This is a genomic window from Arthrobacter oryzae (assembly GCF_003634095.1).
Taxonomy (GTDB): domain Bacteria; phylum Actinomycetota; class Actinomycetes; order Actinomycetales; family Micrococcaceae; genus Arthrobacter; species Arthrobacter oryzae.
On sequence record NZ_RBIR01000015.1, the window covers coordinates 1 to 20,370 of the forward strand.

The 20,370-nt window shown below is 68.7% G+C and carries 21 protein-coding genes, 2 pseudogenes and 1 riboswitch; of the genes and pseudogenes, 21 read left to right on the forward strand and 2 right to left on the reverse strand.

Annotated features, from left to right (window positions below; all coding sequences use genetic code 11):
• Positions 1-583, reverse strand: a pseudogene (locus C8D78_RS19355) (hypothetical protein); the annotation flags it as partial.
• Positions 584-951: 368 nt separating this feature from the next.
• On the opposite strand from C8D78_RS19355, the gene def reads away from it, so the two are divergent.
• The 13 genes and pseudogenes from def (at position 952) to hisF (ending at position 11,526) form a co-directional block, all read left to right on the forward strand.
• The gene (gene def, locus C8D78_RS19360; RefSeq protein WP_120955503.1) at positions 952-1,524 is read left to right on the forward strand and encodes a peptide deformylase; all 573 of its coding nucleotides are present in this window, start codon (positions 952-954) and stop codon (positions 1,522-1,524) included.
• Complete coding sequence (gene fmt, locus C8D78_RS19365) at positions 1,521-2,441, forward strand: methionyl-tRNA formyltransferase (RefSeq protein WP_120955505.1); 921 nt, start codon at positions 1,521-1,523, stop codon at positions 2,439-2,441. Before def ends, fmt begins: the two co-directional genes overlap by 4 nt.
• Complete coding sequence (locus C8D78_RS19370; RefSeq protein ID WP_120955507.1) at positions 2,438-4,096, forward strand: RsmB/NOP family class I SAM-dependent RNA methyltransferase; 1,659 nt, start codon at positions 2,438-2,440, stop codon at positions 4,094-4,096. The genes fmt and C8D78_RS19370 overlap by 4 nt, the downstream gene beginning before the upstream one ends.
• Before the next feature lie 115 nt (positions 4,097-4,211).
• The gene (rpe, locus tag C8D78_RS19375) at positions 4,212-4,868 is read left to right on the forward strand and encodes a ribulose-phosphate 3-epimerase (RefSeq protein ID WP_120955509.1); all 657 of its coding nucleotides are present in this window, start codon (positions 4,212-4,214) and stop codon (positions 4,866-4,868) included.
• A gap of 121 nt (positions 4,869-4,989) precedes the next feature.
• Positions 4,990-5,141, forward strand: a riboswitch (FMN riboswitch).
• A gap of 94 nt (positions 5,142-5,235) precedes the next feature.
• Positions 5,236-5,388: pseudogene (locus C8D78_RS19380) on the forward strand (nicotinamide riboside transporter PnuC); the annotation flags it as partial.
• A 62-nt stretch (positions 5,389-5,450) separates the two neighbouring features.
• Positions 5,451-6,614 carry a bifunctional diaminohydroxyphosphoribosylaminopyrimidine deaminase/5-amino-6-(5-phosphoribosylamino)uracil reductase RibD gene (gene ribD / locus C8D78_RS19385; RefSeq protein ID WP_120955550.1) on the forward strand — a complete coding sequence of 388 codons (1,164 nt, stop codon included), beginning with the start codon at positions 5,451-5,453 and terminating at the stop codon, positions 6,612-6,614.
• On the forward strand, positions 6,614-7,297 hold the full coding sequence (locus tag C8D78_RS19390) for a riboflavin synthase (protein WP_120955511.1): 684 nt from the start codon (positions 6,614-6,616) through the stop codon (positions 7,295-7,297). The genes ribD and C8D78_RS19390 overlap by 1 nt, the downstream gene beginning before the upstream one ends.
• Before the next feature lie 107 nt (positions 7,298-7,404).
• On the forward strand, positions 7,405-8,007 hold the full coding sequence (gene ribB / locus C8D78_RS19395) for a 3,4-dihydroxy-2-butanone-4-phosphate synthase (protein ID WP_244208516.1): 603 nt from the start codon (positions 7,405-7,407) through the stop codon (positions 8,005-8,007).
• Positions 8,008-8,053: 46 nt separating this feature from the next.
• Positions 8,054-8,713 (forward strand): GTP cyclohydrolase II, encoded by a 660-nt coding sequence (gene ribA / locus C8D78_RS19400; RefSeq protein ID WP_120955552.1) that lies wholly within the window; start codon positions 8,054-8,056, stop codon positions 8,711-8,713.
• A gap of 124 nt (positions 8,714-8,837) precedes the next feature.
• Positions 8,838-9,323, forward strand: a complete 486-nt coding sequence (gene ribH, locus C8D78_RS19405) for a 6,7-dimethyl-8-ribityllumazine synthase (protein WP_120955515.1) — start codon at positions 8,838-8,840, stop codon at positions 9,321-9,323.
• 173 nt (positions 9,324-9,496) lie between these two features.
• On the forward strand, positions 9,497-9,760 hold the full coding sequence (locus tag C8D78_RS19410) for a phosphoribosyl-ATP diphosphatase (protein ID WP_120955517.1): 264 nt from the start codon (positions 9,497-9,499) through the stop codon (positions 9,758-9,760).
• Between the two features lie 104 nt (positions 9,761-9,864).
• Positions 9,865-10,707: an ATP phosphoribosyltransferase gene (gene hisG, locus C8D78_RS19415; protein ID WP_120955519.1), complete on the forward strand. Its 843-nt coding sequence runs from the start codon at positions 9,865-9,867 to the stop codon at positions 10,705-10,707.
• A 42-nt stretch (positions 10,708-10,749) separates the two neighbouring features.
• Positions 10,750-11,526: an imidazole glycerol phosphate synthase subunit HisF gene (hisF, locus tag C8D78_RS19420; protein ID WP_120955521.1), complete on the forward strand. Its 777-nt coding sequence runs from the start codon at positions 10,750-10,752 to the stop codon at positions 11,524-11,526.
• Between the two features lie 108 nt (positions 11,527-11,634).
• Here hisF and C8D78_RS19425 read toward each other — a convergent pair whose 3' ends face one another.
• Positions 11,635-12,279, reverse strand: coding sequence for a TIGR03085 family metal-binding protein (locus tag C8D78_RS19425; protein ID WP_120955523.1), 645 nt, complete (start codon positions 12,277-12,279; stop codon positions 11,635-11,637).
• A gap of 189 nt (positions 12,280-12,468) precedes the next feature.
• On the opposite strand from C8D78_RS19425, the gene hisI reads away from it, so the two are divergent.
• The 8 genes from hisI to lgt all read left to right on the forward strand — a co-directional run bounded on the left by hisI (position 12,469) and on the right by lgt (position 20,305).
• Positions 12,469-12,990: a phosphoribosyl-AMP cyclohydrolase gene (gene hisI / locus C8D78_RS19430; protein ID WP_244208515.1), complete on the forward strand. Its 522-nt coding sequence runs from the start codon at positions 12,469-12,471 to the stop codon at positions 12,988-12,990.
• A 124-nt stretch (positions 12,991-13,114) separates the two neighbouring features.
• The gene (locus tag C8D78_RS19435) at positions 13,115-14,716 is read left to right on the forward strand and encodes an anthranilate synthase component I (RefSeq protein WP_120955556.1); all 1,602 of its coding nucleotides are present in this window, start codon (positions 13,115-13,117) and stop codon (positions 14,714-14,716) included.
• Positions 14,716-15,366: a Trp biosynthesis-associated membrane protein gene (locus C8D78_RS19440; RefSeq protein WP_120955525.1), complete on the forward strand. Its 651-nt coding sequence runs from the start codon at positions 14,716-14,718 to the stop codon at positions 15,364-15,366. Before C8D78_RS19435 ends, C8D78_RS19440 begins: the two co-directional genes overlap by 1 nt.
• Before the next feature lie 85 nt (positions 15,367-15,451).
• Positions 15,452-15,739: an HGxxPAAW family protein gene (locus C8D78_RS19445; RefSeq protein WP_120955527.1), complete on the forward strand. Its 288-nt coding sequence runs from the start codon at positions 15,452-15,454 to the stop codon at positions 15,737-15,739.
• Positions 15,740-15,741: 2 nt separating this feature from the next.
• Positions 15,742-16,560: an indole-3-glycerol phosphate synthase TrpC gene (gene trpC, locus C8D78_RS19450; RefSeq protein ID WP_120955529.1), complete on the forward strand. Its 819-nt coding sequence runs from the start codon at positions 15,742-15,744 to the stop codon at positions 16,558-16,560.
• A gap of 122 nt (positions 16,561-16,682) precedes the next feature.
• Complete coding sequence (gene trpB, locus C8D78_RS19455; RefSeq protein WP_120955531.1) at positions 16,683-18,053, forward strand: tryptophan synthase subunit beta; 1,371 nt, start codon at positions 16,683-16,685, stop codon at positions 18,051-18,053.
• Between the two features lie 86 nt (positions 18,054-18,139).
• Positions 18,140-18,910, forward strand: coding sequence for a tryptophan synthase subunit alpha (trpA, locus tag C8D78_RS19460; protein ID WP_244208517.1), 771 nt, complete (start codon positions 18,140-18,142; stop codon positions 18,908-18,910).
• Between the two features lie 3 nt (positions 18,911-18,913).
• Positions 18,914-20,305 (forward strand): prolipoprotein diacylglyceryl transferase, encoded by a 1,392-nt coding sequence (lgt, locus tag C8D78_RS19465; RefSeq protein WP_120955535.1) that lies wholly within the window; start codon positions 18,914-18,916, stop codon positions 20,303-20,305.
• Positions 20,306-20,370 lie beyond the last annotated feature (65 nt).

The following is a 20,370-nucleotide window of genomic DNA, read 5'->3' on the forward strand; positions in this document are numbered from 1 at the left end:
GGCGCCGGGCCTCGCCCGCGCCGATCAGCAGCCGCGCCCGCAGGAATTCCACCGTGTTCCGGTACCCGTCATCCACCGACCCCGGACCACCCGGATCGCCCGGGCTGGCCGCCGGGACGGAGCCGGCTACGCCGCCGGTCCCGTCGGACCCGGCCACGGCGGGGACGCTGATTCCACCGGCCCCAGACCCGGCTCCGGCACCGGCACCTGGCCCGGAACCGGCTGTACCGCTCTCAGCTGCGCCGCTCTGAGCCGCACCGGCACCTGGCCCGGAACCGGATGTCTCCTCGCGCCAGCCCGTGGTCCACGACGTGGCCGCCGTCCCGGCGGCCGCGGTGTGTTGTGTCCTGGTCCGGTCCACCGCGGCGGCCGCCACCAGCTGCTGATACTCCACCCAGCGCGAGAGCTCCTCGACCCGCCCGGCGAAATCCGACGCGGCCCGGAAATCCCAGGACGCCGCCTCCTCCGCCGTCGCACCCGCGGCCCGGAGCGCGGCCAAAGCGACGTCCACCCCGGAAGCCAGGGCCGGGCCGGTGCCCTGCCCGTCGTCCCCGAACGGAATGAAATCCCTGACGGCTTCCATGACTCCAATCTAGCGAGGGGGTCCGACACTCTTAGCGAACACCATGGATGAAGATCGTCGGGGTGCTTGGGGTGCTTGGGGTGCTTGGGGTGCTTGGGGTGCCGGGGACATCGACGGCCGAGGCGGGGGATCCGCCCCGCAGATTTCGCTAGGCCTTGGGCCTGACGGCCACACGGCCACACGGCCCCTACAGCCGCCCAAAGCCGCCACCATGGCCCGGCCGAAACGGACTGAAACCCAGCGAAGCGAGGGGTAACCAACACCGAGACCCAGCGAAAGATGGTGTAACCAGGACTGAAACCCGGTGTAACGAAGTGCAACTAAACTGGACGTGATCCCTAGCCGCCCTTCGTGAGGACTGACTGCACATGGCCATTTTGAATATCCGCATCATCGGCGATCCTGTGTTGCGCACAGTCGCGGATCCCGTGACGGAATTCGGGCCTGAACTGGCAAAGCTGGTCGCTGACATGACCGAAACCATGGAGGACGTGGAGGGCGCAGGCCTGGCCGCGCCCCAGGTCGGCGTGAGCAAGCGCGTCTTCACGTACCGGATCGGTGGCGTTGAAGGCCACATCATCAACCCCGTGCTGGAGAACAGCGATGACTTCCAGCCAGACCAGGTCGAAGGCTGCCTGTCCATACCCGGCCTCGGCTTCCCCGTTCGCCGGCACCGGCACACCCGCGTGACCGGCGTGGACCTCCACGGCAATCCCGTCACCGTGGAGGGCGAAGGCATGCTGGCGCGCTGTTTCCAACACGAGACGGACCACCTGGACGGCATCCTTTACACGGACCGGCTCGAAGGCGATGACCGCAAGGCCGCCCTGCGCGCCATCCGCAACGCCGACTACGACGCCATCACCGAACAAACAACCATGAAGCGCGCAAAGACTGTCGGAACCAGCTTCGGCGGGTCCAGCTTCGGAATCAATCCGTGAGGGTTCTTTTCGCGGGGACCCCAGCAGTCGCCGTTCCGTCGTTGGACGCCCTGATTGGTGCCGGGTTCGACGTCGTTGCCGTCCTCACCCGCCCGGATGCCCCGCTGGGACGCAAACGGGTTCTCACACCGTCGCCCGTGGCGGCCCGGGCCGCGGAGCTTGGCATCGACATCATCCATGCCGCCAAAGTGGATGAGGAGGTCACCGCCAGAATCGCCGCCGCCGCGCCGGACGTCGCAGCGATCGTTGCCTACGGGGGACTGATTCCCCGTGCGGCCCTGGATGTTCCCCGCCACGGCTGGGTGAACCTGCACTTTTCCCTGCTGCCCGCCTGGCGCGGCGCCGCCCCCGTGCAGCGGGCCGTGATTGCCGGTGACGACGTCACCGGTGCCGTCACCTTCCGCCTTGAAGAGGGGCTGGACACGGGCCCCGTCTTTGGAACGCTCACCGAAACCGTGCACGACGCCGACACCGCCGGAGCGCTGCTGGAACGGTTGTCCCACAGCGGCGCGATTCTGCTGGCCCAGACGCTCTCAGCGATCGACGCCGGCAAGGCCGTCGCGCTGCCGCAGCACGGAGACGTCAGCCTCGCACCCAAACTCAGCCTTGAGGACGGCCGGCTCGACTGGCGGCAGCCCGCACTGGCGATCGGCCGCAGGGCCCGCGGGGTTACGCCCGAGCCCGGCGCCTGGACCATGCTGGACGGCCAACGGATCAAGCTGGAGCCGGTACGCCCTGTCCCGGAGACCGCCGAACTCCGGCCCGGGCAGCTGGCCATGGACGGGAAACGCGTCCTGGTGGGCACGGGATCGCACCCGGTGGAATTGACCCGGATCCAGCCTGCGGGCAAGAAAATGATGGCCGCCGCTGATTGGGCGCGCGGACAGGGAACACTTGAAAGCGTGGTATTCGAATGAGCGAGTCCGGGACCAGCGGCAGCGGCCGAGGCAGGGGCTACCAGCCCCGGGGCCAGAACAGCCAGGCCACCGGCCAGAACGGCGGCAAAGGTGGCGGCCAAGGTGGCGGCGCCCGGCGCGACGCCCAGGGCCGGGAGCGCAACCGCGGACCGCAGCGTGGCTTCACCGAGAACGCGCCCTCCCAGCGGACCCGCCGTGCCGACCCTGCCCGGCTCGTGGCTTTTGAGGTGCTCCGCGCTGTGGCGTCCGAGGACGCCTACGCGAACCTGGTCTTGCCTGCCCGGATCCGGCACCACGGACTGGACAAACGCGACGCCGGTTTCGCCACCGAGCTCAGCTACGGCGCCCTGCGGGGCCAAGGAACGTATGACGCGATCCTTGCTCACTGCGTCGACCGGCCGCTGGACCAGCTGGATCCGGCGATCCTGGACGCCCTGCGGATCGGCGCGCACCAGCTGCTCGCCATGCGGGTGCCCGCCCACGCCGCGTTGGACCAGACCGTGGGGCTCGCCCGCGCGGTGATCGGGGCCGGCCCGTCGGCACTGATCAATGCCGTGCTGCGCAAGGTCTCTGCCCGCACCCTCGAGGAGTGGCTGGAACTGCTCCTCAGCTCCGAAACCGACGCGACCACGATCGCGTCCATCCGCTACGCCCACCCGGAATGGATCGTCCGCGCACTCCGACAGTCGTTGGTTGCCCACGGCCGCCCGGTGGCCGAGATCGACGAACTCCTCGAAGCCGACAACGCCGCGCCCGTGGTGAACCTCGTGGCGTTGCCCGGCATCGGCAGCCTGGACGAGGCCTTGGAAGGCGGCGCCACCGCGGGCGAACTCGTCGAAGGATCCGCACTCTCCAGCGGCGGTGACCTCGGCCGGCTTGCCTCGGTCCGTGACGGAAGCACCCGCGTCCAGGACGTCGGCTCACAGCTCGTGGCCCGCGCGATGGCCGCCGTCGATCTCGCCGTCGACGCTGGCGGCCGGCCCGCCGGGGAGCCCGCCGGAGATTCCGCAGCCGACGCCGGCAGCGGGGATCACGCGCCGGACGGCGGAAACGCGGGGGAGCGCTGGCTGGATCTGTGCGCCGGACCCGGCGGCAAGGCCGCCCTGCTCGGCGCTCTCGCCCGGCAGCGGGGCGCCCACCTGCTGGCCAACGAATCAGCCCCGCACCGTGCCAAACTGGTCCGCCAAGCACTCTCCGCAGTCCCGCGGGACACCTGGGAGGTCAGGACCGGGGACGGCCGCGACCTCGGCGCCGAGCAGCCCGAGTCCTTCGACCGGGTCCTCGTGGACGTCCCCTGCACCGGGCTGGGGGCTCTGCGCCGTAGACCGGAATCGCGTTGGCGGCGCACGCCCAAGGACCTCGTGGATCTGGGCCCGCTGCAGCGCCAGCTGCTGAACTCCGCACTCGACGCCGTTAAGCCCGGCGGCGTGGTGGCCTACGTGACGTGTTCGCCGCACCCGGCGGAGACCACCGCCGTCGTAAGTGATGCCCTGCGCAAGCGCGAGGACCTCGAACTCCTCGACGCCGGCGCCGCGCTGGACAGCGTCAGCCTCACCGGCCATCTCGGGGCCGGGCACGAGCTCACCGCCCAGCTCTGGCCGCACGTGCATCACACAGACGCCATGTTCCTGGCCCTCATCCACAAGAAAGCCTGATCGCCGGGCGATACTTGCCAATAGTCGCGGGCCCGCAGAACATGCGGGCCGGCGGACCTGACGTCCCGCGACTTTCATCAGAACGACGCTGCTTCAGAACGAGAAGGAATCCCGCATGACCAAGTGCTGCATCAACCCGAGCATCCTCTCGGCCGACTTCGCCAACCTTGCGGCGGAGTTGAGCCGGATCAGCAACGCCGATGCCGTTCACGTCGATGTCATGGACAACCACTTCGTGCCCAACCTGTCCCTGGGCCTGCCGGTGGTCCAGCGTCTGCAGGAAATCAGCCCCGTCCCGTTGGATGCGCACCTGATGATCGAGCACGCGGACCGCTGGGCTCCGGCCTACGCGGACGCAGGGGTGGCATCCGTGACGTTCCATGCCGAGGCTTCCATCGCTCCCATCAAACTTGCCCGGGAGTTGCGGGCGCGCGGGGCCAAGGCCGGGCTCGCGCTCCGGCCCGGGACCGGCGTCGAACCGTTCCTGGACATGCTCGGCGAACTGGACATGCTGCTGATCATGACCGTCGAGCCGGGCTTCGGCGGCCAGGAGTTCCTGGACCTGACGCTGCCGAAGATTCGGCGTGCCCGGGCGGCGATCGACGGCTCGGGCCTGAAGGTTGCGCTGCAGGTCGACGGCGGCATCACCGAGGACACGATCTTCCGGGCCGCCGAGGCCGGAGCCGATGTCTTCGTGGCGGGATCGGCCGTCTACGGCGCGACGAACCCCGCGGACGCGATCGAACGGCTCCGGACAGCCGGCAGCCGCTGAGCACGCCGCCGGCCCGGCAACGGACCGGCAGTGACTTGGATCGCAAAGATGACCCGGACGTAATATGCGGGGCCGGGAATAGCCCGGGACCCGCCCGGGTTGTGTCAGAATAACAACACACATACGTGCTCCGGGGTCGGTGTAAGTCCGAACCGGCGGTGACAGTCCGCGACCCGCGCGCCAGCACTCTTCCTCGGAAGGGATGCCGGCAAACGGTTGAATCGGTGAAATTCCGGTACCGACAGTTAAAGTCTGGATGAGAGAAGCACGTACAGCTGTTACTGCGGCGCCCAGCAGGCGCCGCATAATTGTGCTGTCGTATACCCCCGGAGCCATCGCGGTTCTTGAGGGAAGGAACGACACACACATGAACTTGCTGCGATGGCTCTTCGAAGCACAGATCCCGCTAGCCGGATCTGTCCTGACTCTTCGCGAAGTGCTTGGCAACATCTTTGATTCCGTCAGCGCCCCGCGCGGCATGCGCCGCCTGGTTTGGGCCTGGCCGGTCGGCAGATCCGGCGTGGCGGTCACGGCATGAGCGGGGGCCACCTCGCTCCGAATCCCGCCTTCAGCGCGTTCGGCATGTCCGACACGAATGGCACATCCGGCACGTACGACGCCGGAGCCTCCTTCAGCGCCGCTGAAACCGCTGCGATGCAGGCTGCCCTCGCTGCCGCGGCACAGGGCCCGCGGGGCGCCAACCCCCTCGTCGGCGCCGTGGTCATCGGACCCGACGGCACGCCCCTCGTGACCGGGTACCACCGCGGAGCCGGGACCGCCCACGCCGAGGCCGACGCCATCGACCAGGCGAAGGCCGCGGGCCTGAACCTCCGCGGCACCACGATCGTGGTGACCCTCGAACCCTGCAACCACTGCGGCCGCACCGGTCCCTGTGCCCGGGCGATCATCGAGGCCGGCATCACCGACGTCATCTACGCAATCGACGACCCCCACGATCCGGCCGCCGGCGGAGCCGCAACGCTCCGGGCCGCGGGCGTCCGCGTCCGGTCCGGCCTGGCGGCCGACGCCGCGCTGGACCTGAACCGGCGCTGGTTCGACGCCGTCGCCGCCAAACGGCCCTTCGTCACCCTGCATATCGCGCAGACCCTCGACAGCCGCATCGCGGCCAGCGACGGCACCAGCCAGTGGATTTCCAGCCCGGAGTCCCTCGCCGACAACCACGCGCTGCGTGGCCGGATTGACGCGATCCTGGTGGGCACCCAGACGGTGCTCATCGACAACCCCCGGCTCACCGCCCGGAACGGCGACGGCGAGGCAGCCGGCAAACAGCCCCTCCGCGCCGTCATGGGATACCGGGGCATTCCCGGCGACGCAGCCATCCACGGCGCGGACGGCAACGTCCTGCACCTGGCCACCCGCGATCCGCTCGAGGCCCTGGACCAGCTGTTCGGGAACGGCGTCCGTCACCTCATGGTCGAGGGCGGCTCCCGGATCCTGAGTGCATTCCTCGCCGCCGGCCTGGTCGATGAACTCATCATCTACCTGGCTCCGACGCTGCTGGGCTCCGGCACGCCCGCCCTGGAGGACCTCGGCATCACCACGCTGGCCGATGCCCAGCAGTGGGAATGGGACCCGGCGTCCGGGGGAGCGGTCCAAACCCTCGGCCGCGACCTCCGGCTTCATCTCCGCCCCGTCGCAGACCGGGCAAGCCCGGCCGCGACCGCTATTTCATCCGATCCAACCCCGCACCGCACCGGCGCGGACACTGCCGCAGGAGGCAACTGATGTTTACCGGAATTATTGCCGAGCAGGGGAAGGTGCTGTCCGTTGAGCGCAACGGCGACGTCAGCGCCACCGTTCGGCTCCACGCGCCGGGCACCACCGATGGCCTTGCCCTGGGCGGTTCGATCGCTGTCAACGGCGTTTGCCTCACGGCCACGCAGATCGACGGCAGGGACTTCAGCGTCGACGTCATGGGCGAAACCCTGGTACGCAGCACCATCGGCGAACTCGCTGCCGGCGATCCTGTGAACCTGGAGCGCTGCGTGCCGGCCGGCGGACGGCTGGACGGCCACGTTGTCCAGGGCCATGTCGACGGCGTGGGCCAGCTTTTGGAGCGCGAGGGGCTCGGTAACTGGGACCGGCTCCGCTTTGGTGTGCCGGCCGGCCTGGCCCGGTACATCGCCGAGAAGGGATCCATCGCCGTCGACGGCGTCTCCCTCACCGTGACGGCCGTGAGTCCGGCTGAGGATCCGGCGCCCTGGTTTGAGGTCGGGCTGATTCCCACCACGCTGTCCGAGACCGGCCTGGGCGGCAAGCCGCTCGGCGGCCGCGTGAACCTCGAGGTTGATGTGCTGGCGAAGTACACCGAGCGGCTCCTGTCCTTCACCGGCGGATCGCCGGCGGCACACAGGGCGTCCGCGGCACCCGCCGCAGAAGGCGCGCTGACGGACGGGATCGCAAAATGAACCAGGTCAAGGACCAGGCGGGCCACGACCTGGCCGAGGACCTCCGCACGGCCGTCTCAAGCTCAGCCCGCACCGGGCTCGATCCAATTGAGGAAGCGGTCAGCGCCATGGCGGCCGGACGCCCCGTGCTGGTGGTGGACAACGAGGACCGCGAGAACGAAGGCGACATCATCTTCGCCGCCGAGCACGCGACGCCGGCCCTCATGGGCTGGACCGTCCGCTACAGCTCCGGTGTGATCTGCGTGCCGCTCGACGCTGACCGGGCGGACGCCCTGGCGTTGCCGCCGATGGTGGCTGTCAATGAAGACGCCAAGGGCACCGCCTATACGGTGTCCTGCGATGCGGCCGCCGGCATCAGCACCGGAATTTCGGCCACAGACCGTGCCCTGACGGCTCGCGTCTTGGCCGACCCGCAAAGCCGGCCGAGTGCACTTACCCGTCCCGGGCATGTTTTTCCGCTCCGCGCCGTTAAGGGTGGAGTGCGGGAACGTCCCGGCCACACCGAGGCGGCAGTGGACCTGTGCCGGCTTGCCGGCCTGGAACCCGTCGGAGTGATTGCAGAGCTTGTGTACGACAACGGAGAAATGATGCGGCTTGACGGACTGCGCACCTTCGCCATGGAGCACGGCTGCCCCCTGATTTCGATTGCGGATCTGGTGGCCTACCTCGACGCGGGGCAGCATGGCAGCAGCGCAGCAGATGCCGTCTGATGGAGGAGGAACAGTGACGACGTCAAAGACCCGAGACGAGATGCCCATGGCCCGGCAGCCGCATCCGGTCAGCGCCGGACCCATAGTCCAGCTGCCCACAGCGTTTGGTGATTTCGTGGCGCAGGCCTGGACCGATCTGGCCACCGGCGCCGAGCACCTGGCGGTGAGTTCTCCCTTGCCGGTGGTGGGGGTGGCCCCGCTGGTCCGCCTGCATTCGGAGTGCCTCACCGGAGACGTATTCGGCTCCTACCGCTGCGACTGCGGCGAGCAGCTGGCCTACGCCCTCGAGATGATCAACGAGTTCGGCGGCACACTCCTGTACCTGCGCGGCCAGGAAGGCCGGGGGATCGGCCTGGCGAACAAGATGAAGGCCTACGCCCTGCAGGAGGCCGGGTTTGACACTGTGGAGGCCAACGAGCAGCTGGGCCTGCCCGTGGATGCCCGCTGCTACAAAGCCGCCGCCCAGATCCTGGCGGAGATGGGGCTGCATGAGATCCGGCTCTTGAGCAACAACCCGGACAAGCAGGACCGGCTCGCCCAGGCCGGGGTCAAGGTGGTGGAAATGGTTCCCACGGAGGTTCCGTCCAGGGAGCAGAACATCCGTTACCTGCAGACGAAGAAGGACCGGATGGACCACCGCCTGGTCCTGGACGTAGAACCCGCACCGGCCGCCGGAATGGCCGGATTCGAGCACGACCAAGACTGACCGGACGGCCCTGCGGGACCGCCCCGACCCGCTTCACCCGCCAGCGTGACCGCCAGCCCTGCCTGCCCGGCAGGGCGGCCGGCCGGCGGAACTATCATCAGCCTCAACAGCAAGGAATAAGCCCATGAGTGGCCACGGCGCCCCCCAGATCGACCTCAGCACCTTCAAGCCGGAGGAAACCTCCCAGCTCAAACTGGCCATCGTGGCCGCGAGCTGGCACACCCAGATCATGGACGGGCTCCTGGACGGCGCCCTGCGTGCGGCGAAGGACGCCGGCATCAATGAGCCAACAGTCCTGCGGGTGCCCGGCACGTTTGAACTTCCCGTCGCGGCTGCCCGGCTGGCACCGCACTTCGACGCCGTCGTGGCGCTCGGCGTCGTCATCCGGGGCGGCACGCCGCACTTCGAATACGTCTGCGAGGCAGCCACTCTGGGCCTGACCGAGGTCAGCGTCCGCACCGGCGTCCCCGTGGGATTCGGCGTGCTGACCTGCGACACCGAACAGCAGGGGATCGACCGGGCCGGGCTGCCGGGTTCCACCGAGGACAAGGGACACGAGGCCGTCACGGCTGCCCTGGCCACGGCCGTGACCCTCAAACAGTTCGGCTGAGCCCACCGGCACCGCCGCGTCCGGCGCGGGCGGCACGTCGCGCCCGCGCCGGACGGTGTGGCCGTATGAGCTGTGCTGCTATTGGCCGTGCTGATTGTGCATTGCCTCACATCTGCTCCGTCATGCGACGGCCCGGCAGGCGTTCCTGCGCCGGGAGCAAGTAGGCTTGGGGCGTGAAGAATTTCGAGTCGCTGTTCGCAGAACTGAGTGAGAAGGCAGCCGTCCGCCCGGACGGCTCCCGCACCGTCGCCGAACTGGATTCCGGAGTCCATGGCATCGGCAAGAAGGTCGTGGAGGAAGCAGCCGAAGTCTGGATGGCTGCCGAGTATGAATCCGATGAAGCCGCCGCTGAGGAAATTTCGCAGCTGCTCTACCACCTGCAGGTTCTGATGCTCGCCAAAGGACTCACCCTGGAAGACGTCTACAAGCATCTCTAGCCGCGCCCGCACCCGGAACCGCCAGTACTTATCCGGCGGATCCCGTGCACCGCGTGGCCGATGTGTCTGAACAGATCCTTCCAAACCCAAGAAAGACTTTTGCCATGCTTAGAGTTGCCGTCCCCAACAAGGGATCCCTGTCCGAAGCCGCCTCGGCCATGCTCGCCGAGGCCGGCTACCGCCAGCGCCGCGACACCCGTGAGCTCGTGATGGTGGACCCGGACAACGACATTGAGTTCTTCTTCCTCCGTCCCCGCGACATCGCCGTCTATGTCGGGCAGGGAACGCTCGACGTCGGCATCACCGGCCGGGACCTGCTGCTCGACGCCGAGGTCGAGGCCGAGGAACTGCTGCCACTGGGCTTCGCCGCCTCGACGTTCCGCTTCGCCGGCCCGGTGGGCGACTTCACCACGATCGACCAGCTCGAGGGCAAGCGCCTCGCCACGAGCTACGACGGGCTGCTGCGCGGCTACCTGGCCGAGCGCGGCATCAAGGCCAAGGTGGTCCGCCTCGACGGCGCCGTGGAATCCTCCGTGCGCCTCGGCGTCGCGGACGCGATTGCCGACGTCGTCGAGACCGGCACCACGCTCAAAGCCGCCGGCATGGAAATCTTCGGCGAACCGATCCTGAACTCCGAGTCGGTGCTGATCGGCCGCAAGGGCGAGCAGAACCCGGCCACCGAGGTCCTGATCCGCCGGCTGCAGGGCGTCCTCGTCGCCCGCCAGTACGTGATGATGGACTACGACATCCGCAAGGAGCTCGTGGAGCAGGCCGCCGCACTGACTCCGGGCCTCGAATCGCCCACCGTCTCGCCGCTGCGCGATTCGGACTGGGTGGCCGTCCGATCGATGGTGCCCAAGCGGGAAACCAACCGCATCATGGACGAGCTCTACGACCTCGGCGCCCGCGCCATCCTGGTCAGCAGCATCCACGCCTGCCGCATCTGAGCGTCCACCCCCGAGTCCTGCCAGCAAATTTCAGGAGAAGCCATGACTGTTGCCGTGCGCGTCATCCCATGCCTCGACGTCGATGCCGGCCGCGTGGTCAAGGGCATCAACTTTGAAGGCCTCCGCGACGCCGGGGACCCGGTGGAACTCGCGCACCGCTACGACAACAGCGGCGCCGACGAGCTGACCTTCCTGGACGTCACCGCGTCCTCCGGAAACCGCGAAACCACCTTCGACGTCGTCCGCCGCACCGCCGAGGAAGTCTTCATCCCGTTGACAGTCGGCGGCGGCGTCCGCGGCGTGGCCGAGGTCGATAAGCTCCTGCGCTGCGGCGCGGACAAGGCGGCCATCAACACTGCAGCCGTGGCCCGGCCGGACGTGATCGACGAGATCACCCGGCACTTCGGTTCCCAGGTCCTGGTGCTCTCCCTCGACGCCCGGCGCACCCGGCCCGGATCCCAACCCACCGCATCCGGCTTCGAAGTCACCACCCACGGCGGTCGCCAGGGGACCGGCATCGACGCCATCGCGTGGGCCAAGGAGGCGGCCGACCGCGGGGTGGGGGAAATCCTGCTCAACTCGATCGACGCCGACGGCACCAAAGACGGGTTCGACGTCGAACTGATCCGCCTGGCCCGGGCCGCCGTCAAGGTCCCGCTCATTGCGTCCGGCGGCGCCGGCAAGCCCGAGCACTTCCCGCCGGCGGTGGCAGCCGGCGCGGACGCCGTCCTCGCGGCATCGGTCTTCCACTTCGGGCCCCTCGACATGATCGCCCAGGTCAAGGCCGCGATCCGGCAGGCAGGCTTCGAAGTCCGTTAGCCGGCCCACCCGCCCGCTTAAACCAACGCGGGGTCACTTAGCGCCCGTCCCGGAGGGGATTATGGGCGGTAAGTGACCCCGCGTTGCTTTGTTTGGGGGAGCGGCGGCTTAGAGCCCGACCTCGGCGGACTGCAGGAGCGCGACGGCGTCCGGCTGGCCCTCGAACGTCACGAGGGCGTGCCGGGTGCGGCCGTGGGCGTGCATGAGGAGTTCGCCGGGCTCGCCCACGATGGCCACCGACACGGCGGCACGCTTGGCCACGTGCCGCGGACCCGACGGGCTCACAAGCACAATGCCCAGGTCCACGCCGCGGTAAAGGATGGCGGCGCGCTTCACGAGCTCGTCCCACAACGCTTCCGAGTAGGCCTGATCCAGCGCCCTCGGGGCCCAACGGTCCACGGCGCGGCGCACGTCTTCCGTGTGCACGAAGTACTCGATCAGGTTGGAACTCTCGTCCAGGGCTTTGATCCGCAGCGGGGACAGCGCCGGGGGACCGGCGCGGAAGGTGTTGACCAGCTTGGCGTAGTCCTCGGAAGTCTTCAGGGTGGCTGCCAGCTCGGCTGTCGCCTGGTCGGAGGCCTTGGAGAGGCGCTTGATCAGCAGGCCCAGCCCGACGGCGGCTTTTCGCTCGCGCAGGTACAGGTGCGCGGCAAGGTCGCGCGTGAGCCAACCCGCGCAGAGCGTGGCGGCATCGGGGCCGGCCGCCAGCAGGGTTTCGGCCAGGACTTCTCGGGACGGTTCGACGAAATGCATCACTTGTGAAACTAGCACGAGACGGCCGCGCATGGGCACAGGAATCGCCGCTCGAATCGTGCCTGGCGGCTGCATCCCGGGATTGAGCGGATGAGCCGCGCCGAGTGGCGCGGCAATCTCGCGCCAGTGTTAAGCGGCGTGGTGGACCCGCAGGCCGGCTGCCGGCCCGGAGGCACTAGACTTGATCTGATGTCTGAGCAGCCCGCACCCGCCCCCAGCCCCGCCAACGCTGTGCCAGCCGGAGCCGTGCCCGGCAGCAGCGTGCCTGTCGACGCTGCGCCCGCCAGCAGCACACGCGCCAGCAGCACGCCCACGGTGCCTGTGCCGGCGCAGGCCCCCACGGCGGCGTCGGGGAGCCCGCTTCCTGCCGGGCTGGCGGATGCCCTCAAGCGCGACAGCGCCGGCCTGGTGGCCGCGATTGTCCAGCAGTTCGATACGCATGAAGTCCTGATGCTGGGCTGGATGGACGACGAGGCCCTGCACCGCACCATGACGAGCGGACGCGTGACCTTCTATTCGCGGTCCCGCCAGGAGTACTGGCGCAAGGGTGACACCTCCGGCCACGTCCAGTGGGTCAAGTCCCTCGCGATGGACTGCGACGGCGATGCCCTCCTGGTCCGCGTGGACCAAGTCGGGGCCGCCTGCCACACGGGAACCCGGACGTGCTTCGACGGCCGCGAGCTCGACGCCGTCGTCGGCCACGCAGGCTAGGCACCCCAGACAAGGAAGCCGGCCGCGCACGCCGGGCCTCCCACAGCTTCACGAACCGGACCGCAGGCAGGATCCCATGACGGATCCGCCGCAGCCCCCGAAAGAACAGGCGGAAAGCACAGCCATGCAGGACCTTGGAATCATCAGCCCTGGCCTCGAAGAGTTCCGCGAGCTCGCAGGCCACAGCCGCGTCATCCCCGTCCGGCTCAAGGTGCTTGCCGACGCCGAAACCCCAATCGGGCTCTATCGCAAGCTCGCGCACGGCCAGCCCGGAACTTTCCTGATGGAATCGGCGGCGGTCGGCGGAGCCTGGTCCCGCTACTCCTTCGTCGGCTCCCGCTCCCGGGCCACCCTGACCACCAAGGACGGCGACGCGTACTGGTTGGGCGAACCCCCGGTCGGGGTACCCCTGAGCGGCAACCCCGTGGACGCCATCCGGGACACCGTCGCGGCGCTTCGTACCGACCGCTTCGAGGGCCTTCCGCCGTTCACGTCCGGTCTGGTCGGATTCCTGGGCTGGGAAACCGTCCGGCACTGGGAGAAGCTGACCAGCCCGCCGGAGGACGACCTCGAGCTGCCGGAAATGGCCCTCAACCTCGTCACGGACATGGCAGTCCACGACAACATGGACGGCACCGTCCTGCTGATCGCCAACGCCATCAACTTCGACAACAGCACCGAACGCGTCGACGACGCCTGGCATGACGCCGTCGCCCGCGTCAAAGCCCTGCTGGCAAAGATCAGCAGCCCCGTGGAGCAGCCGGTCTCGGTGCTGGAACCCGCCGCCCTGGACTTCGCGTCGAGCGTGCAGGAGCGCTGGAACGAAACTGACTACCTGGCTGCCCTGGACCGCGGCAAGGAGGCGATCGTGGACGGCGAGGTCTTCCAGGTGGTCATCTCCCGCCGCTTCGAAATGGAATGCGGCGCGGACCCCCTCGACGTCTACCGGGTCCTGCGGAACACCAACCCCAGCCCCTACATGTACCTCTTCAGCTTCGAGGACGCCGCCGGCCGGGAGTACACGATCGTCGGCTCCTCGCCGGAAGCCCTCGTCACCGTGACCGGGGACGAGGTCATCACCCACCCCATCGCCGGATCACGGCCGCGCGGCAAGACGGTCGAGGCGGACAAGGCGCTGGCCGAGGAACTGCTGGCGGACGAGAAGGAACGCGCCGAGCACCTGATGCTGGTGGATCTCTCCCGCAACGACCTCTCCAAAGTCTGCGTCGCCGGATCAGTCGATGTCACGCAGTTCATGGAAGTGGAACGCTTCAGCCACATCATGCACCTCGTGTCCACGGTGGTCGGCAAGCTGGCCCCGGAGGCCAAAGCCTACGACGTCCTCAAGGCCACGTTCCCGGCCGGCACGCTCTCCGGCGCCCCGAAGCCGAGGGCCCTGCGCCTGCTGGACGAACTTGAACCGCACCGGCGCGGCATCTACGGCGGGGTGGTCGGGTACCTGGACTTCGCCGGGGACATGGACATGGCGATCGCGATCCGTTCGGCCCTGCTTAGGGAAGGGCGCGCCTACGTCCAGGCCGGCGGCGGCATAGTGGCCGATTCGGTCAACCCCACCGAGGCCCAGGAGACCGTGAACAAGGCCGCCGCCCCGCTCCGCGCCGTTCACACCGCCAGTTCGCTGCACAACATCACCGCAGATTCAGTGCCCGACGCCGGTTCCGTTACGGATCCCGCATCGGTGCCCGACGCCGGAACGGAGTCCTGATGGACAAGCCGGAAACCGAAACCACCATCAAGAGCACCCCGCGGCCTGCCGTCCCCGGCTGGGCCCGCAAATCGACCCTTGTCCTGGTGATCGCCGCTGTGGCCCTGGCGGTGTTCGGCACAACCACGCAGACCTGGCTCATCGTGCACCTTGACCCGGCGCAGCTGGGCTCGGCCGTGGCCAGCCAGAACGGCCTGCAGGTCCAGGGCAGCAAGGCCGCCACGTCCGTGACGGCCCTGGCCCTCGTTGCCCTCGCCGGCGGCCTCGCGGCCTCCATCGCCGGGCGCATCGGGCGCTGGGTGATCACGGCGATCATCCTGCTGGCAGCCGCCGGCATCGTCACTGCAGCGGCCGTTGTGCTGGCGGACCCGCTGGCGGCAGCGCAGGGATCCATCGCGGCCGCCACCGGTATTAGCGGCAGCAGCGTCCAGGTCGGCGTCACCGTGTTCCCCGTCATTGCCGTCGTCGCGGGCTCCGTGTTGGGGATCTGTGCCCTGGCGATCGTGCCGGCCGGCCGGTACTGGAGGAGCCGGACCAAATATGACGCGGCAGCAGCTGCACCGGCCGCCGGGGGAGCTGGCGCGCCGGCTGCGCCCACAGACGACATTGACAGCTGGGACCGGTTGTCCCGCGGTGACGACCCCACCTGAGCCCCGGCCGCAGTCGCGGCCAGCAACCAACAACCCTGCCAAAAAATGGCAGAATGTAAGCAGCATTCATCCTGAGGAGATTTCAATGAGCAAAGCCACTGTTTCCGCATCCACGTCCGCTGCGCCGAAGGGCGTCTACGACGACGTCGATCACGGCGAAGCGCCGGGTCACGGCAACAGCCCGGCGGCCTGGACCTGCGTTATTGTGATGCTGATCGGCGCCCTCATTGCGTCCATCGCCTTTGTCATCGCCAACACGCCCATCTTCATCGCGGGCGCGGTGGTCATGGTGATCGGCCTGCTCGCCGGCTGGGCCATGCGCAAGGCCGGCTACGGCGTCGGCGGCAGCAAGCTGAAGAACTCCGGCCACTGAGCGTGAGCGTTCTCGACGACATCAATGCCGGTGTCCGGGAGGATATGCAGGCGCGCCAGCGTCTGGTCACGCTCGAGGAATTGAAGGAGCGCGCCGCCGCCGCGGCACCTGCCCGTGACGCCTGGGCCGCGCTGGGCGGGAACTCGGACCCGAGGGACCAGCTCCGGGTGATTGCCGAGGTCAAGCGCCGGAGCCCCTCCAAGGGCCCGCTCGCGGACATCGCCGATCCTGCGTCCCTCGCCGCACAGTACGCCGACGGCGGGGCCGCCGTGATCAGCGTCCTGACCGAGGAACGCCGCTTCGGCGGGTCCCTGGCCGATCTCGACGCCGTCCGGGCCGCCGCGGATATTCCGCTGCTGCGCAAGGACTTCATGATCGACGAGTACCAGATCTGGGAAGCCCGGGCCCACGGAGCCGACCTGATCCTGCTGATCGTGGCCTCGCTCTCCGACGCCCAGCTGCGCGAGTTCACGGCCCTCAGCCGCGAGCTCGGCATGAACGTGCTGGTGGAGACCCACACGGTCGAGGAAATCGAGCGCGCCGTGGCCGCCGAGGCCCGGATCATCGGGGTCAATGTACGCAACCTCAAGACGCTCGACGTCGACCGTTCCGTCTTCGCGGAACTGGCCGGCGTCATCCCGGCGGGCACCCTCGTGGTCGCCGAGTCCGGGGTGCGCGACGTCGAGGACGTCCGGCACTTTGCGTCCCATGGCGCCAACGCGGTTCTGGTCGGCGAGGCGTTGGTCAGTGACGCGACGCCCCGCGAACGGATCGCGGAATTCATGGCCGCCGGCGCCAAGGCAATCGCCGCCCGCGCCTGAGCCGGCCGGTCCTGGCGTTCCGCCCGGGCCACGAGCGGTACCGGGCCCGCAGTTGCCCGGCCAATGAGCGGATCTCATCTGCAGATCCCCAAAGCTAGCAGTGGAACAGGATGGTGAGACTGATGGTCAATGCGCCAGCAGCCGGCTCTGACGAAAGTGCCGTGGACGCGTTCCTGCAGGGCGACCGCCCGCAGGAGCACCTGACACAGGGCGAACCGTCCCTGCGGCACGCCCCGGGACCCTATTTCGGTAACTACGGCGGCCGGTGGATGCCCGAGTCCCTCATCGCGGCCCTGGACGAGCTCGAGGACACCTTCGAGAAGGCCAAGGCCGATCCGGAGTTCACCGCCCAGATCGCCGACCTGAACAAGAACTACTCCGGCCGGCCCTCGCTGCTGACCGAGGCCAAGCGCTTCGCCGAGCACGCGGGCGGCGTGCGGGTCTTCCTCAAACGCGAAGACCTCAACCACACCGGTTCACACAAGATCAACAACGTCCTGGGCCAGGCGCTGCTCGCCAAACGGATGGGCAAAACCCGCGTCATCGCTGAAACGGGCGCGGGCCAGCACGGCGTTGCCAGCGCGACGGCGGCTGCCCTGCTCGGGCTGGAGTGCGTGGTCTACATGGGCGCCGAGGACTGCCGCCGGCAGTCCCTCAATGTTGCCCGGATGGAACTCCTCGGCGCCACGGTCATCCCGGTGACCAGCGGATCCCAGACGCTCAAGGACGCCATCAACGAGGCCCTGCGCGACTGGGTGGCGAACGTGGGCAACACCCACTACCTGCTGGGCACCGCCGCCGGCGCGCACCCGTTCCCGGCCATGGTCCGGTACTTCCACGAAGTGATCGGCGAGGAAGCCCGGGCCCAGATCCTGGACCAGACGGGCCGGCTCCCGGATGCCGTGTGTGCCTGCATCGGCGGCGGCTCCAACGCGATCGGCATCTTCCACGGCTTCCTCGATGACCCCTCGGTCAAGATCTACGGCTTCGAGGCCGGCGGCGAGGGCGTAGAAACCGGACGCCACGCCGCCACCATCACCCTCGGCAAGCCCGGTGTGCTGCACGGCGCGCGTTCCTACCTCATGCAGGATGACGACGGCCAGACCATCGAGTCACACTCCATCTCCGCCGGCCTGGACTACCCCGGCGTCGGTCCGGAGCACTCCTACCTCGCCGACATCGGCCGGGTCAGCTACGAGCCCATCACGGACAGCGAAGCGATGGAGGCCTTCCGCCTCCTCTGCCGCACCGAGGGCATCATCCCCGCCATTGAATCCGCCCACGCCCTCGCCGGCGCCATGAAAGTCGGCCAGCGGCTCGCGGCCGAGGTTGCCGCAGCCGGCGGGGCCGCAGGCGAAATTTCAGAGAAGATCGTGCTCGTGAACCTTTCCGGCCGCGGCGACAAGGACGTGGCAACCGCCGCTGAATGGTTCGACCTGCTGGACAAGGATTCGCCCGAAGCCGAAATCGCCAAGGAGGGGGAACAGCTGTGAGCACCACCCACGACGGCGCGCAGGACACCACCAAGCCTGCCGCCCAGCTCAACGACGCCCAGCACGCCAGCAAGTCGGCCGCGGCCATTGACCGTGCCCGCGCGCAGGGCCGGGCCGCCCTGATCGGGTACCTGCCCGCCGGCTACCCGAGCGTCGAAGCCACCATCGCCGCGGGCATCGCCCTGGCCGAGAACGGCGCGGACCTTATCGAAATCGGCATCCCGTACTCCGATCCGGTCATGGACGGCCAGGTCATCCAGGCGGCCACCACCGAGGCCCTCGCGAACGGCTTCCACGTCCGGCAGGTCTTCGACGTCGTCCGCGGCATCACGAGCAAGACCGACGCGGCCGTCCTGGTCATGACGTACTGGAACCCGGTGGTCCGGATGGGCGTGGACGAGTTCTCCCGCCGCCTGGCCGAGGCCGGGGGAGCCGGGCTGATCACGCCCGACCTCATCCCCGACGAGGCAGCCGAATGGATGGCTGCCTCGGACCGGTACGGCCTGGACCGGGTGTTCCTCGTGGCCCCGTCATCCTCTCCGGAACGCATGAAGCGCACCGTCGAGGCGAGCCGCGGATTCGTGTACGCCGTCTCCATCATGGGTGTCACCGGTGCCCGGACCTCGGTCAGTTCCGCGGCCAAGGATGTCGTCGCCGCCGCGCACGCCGCAGGCGCCGAGCGTGTCTGCGTGGGGCTGGGTGTCTCCAACGCGGGCCACGTCCGTGAGATCGCCGAGTATGCCGACGGCGTGATTGTTGGCACGGCCCTGGTCGCGGCCATCCGGGACGGCGGCGTGGATGCGGTAGCCTCCTTGACGAAAGACCTCAGCACCGGCCTTACCAGGGAAGAAGCGTAAGCAATGCAGTCAGTCCTCCACGCGGCGGCGATGTTTCCCGCGAGTATTCCGAGCCCCAGCTGGTCCGGATTCGATATCCCGCTGCCGTGGGGGTCACTGCGCATCCATGCCTACGCCCTGTGCATTCTCGCCGGCATCGTTGCCGGACTCTGGCTCACGTCCGTCCGTTGGGCGCGCCGCGGCGCCCCCGAGGGCAGCGTCTGGGACATCGCCATCTGGGCGATCCCGTTCGGCATCATCGGCGGACGGCTCTACCATGTGTTCTCCTCGCCTGATGCCTACTTCGGTCCCGGGTTTAACGGCACCGGCGACCTGTCCCTGATTCCACAGATCCAGCGCGGCGGCCTGGGCATCTGGGGCGCCGTCGTCCTGGGCGCCGTGGGCGCCTGGATCGGGTGCCGGCGGGCCGGGGTGAAGCTGAGTGCCTTCATGGACGCGGCCGCGCCCGGGCTGCTGCTGGCCCAGGCGATTGGCCGGTGGGGCAACTACTTCAACCAGGAACTCTTCGGCGGACCCACCACGCTCCCGTGGGGCCTGCAGATCGACCCCAACAGTCCGAATTTCCCCGCCGGCATGGCTCCCGGGACGCTCTTCCATCCGACATTCCTCTACGAGTCCCTGTGGAATATCGCAGGCGTTCTGATCCTGCTGGCCCTGGACCGAAAGTTCAGTTTCCGCCGCGGCCGCCTCTTCTGCCTCTACGCCATGTACTACACCCTGGGACGGGTCTGGATCGAGGCCATGCGGATCGACGACGCCGAACAGATCAGCCTCTTCGGGATCACCACCCGGCTCAATGTCTGGACCAGCATCTTTGTCTTCGCAGGAGCCCTGATCGCGTTCATCCTGCTCGGACTGCGCAAGCCCTCGGAGCCCGACACCCCGTTCCTGCCGGGGCGTGAACCCGCCGCGGCAGTTAGCGCCGACGAAGTCGACGCCGACGCCGATCGCACCGAAGGCGACGACGCCGACGTCGAACGCACCGAAGACGCCGACGGCACCGAAGACGCCTACGCCGTCGAACACCCCGCCGGCGGTGACCGCAGCGGAGACCGCGGCGCTGACGCAGGCGCCGCCGACCAGGACGTGCTCGCCAACGCTGAACCGGGCGCTGCAGCAGGAGCCGCCGCCGGCGGCACGGGGCGTCGTGCTGCCGTCCCCGCAGACGCGACAACGGTCCGTCATGCGGACGCAGCTGTCTCAGATAGTGAATCCCGTGCTAATCTCCGGAATAACCACAGCGGGCCAGTTCCCGCATCAGCGTCCGCAGCAGCGGATGCGGGTGCGGCCGCGGACTCCACCGGCGGCACCATGCCCGCCGCCGGAGCCCGGGCAGCCGGAGTATCCGGCCGCCAGGCAACTGGAACCGCTCCGGATGCTGAGGGCACCAAGTAGCTCGGCACCGGCAACCCGGGTTGCGGAGCTACAGCTCGCAGGGCCCGAGCCCACAGCGTCGTGGC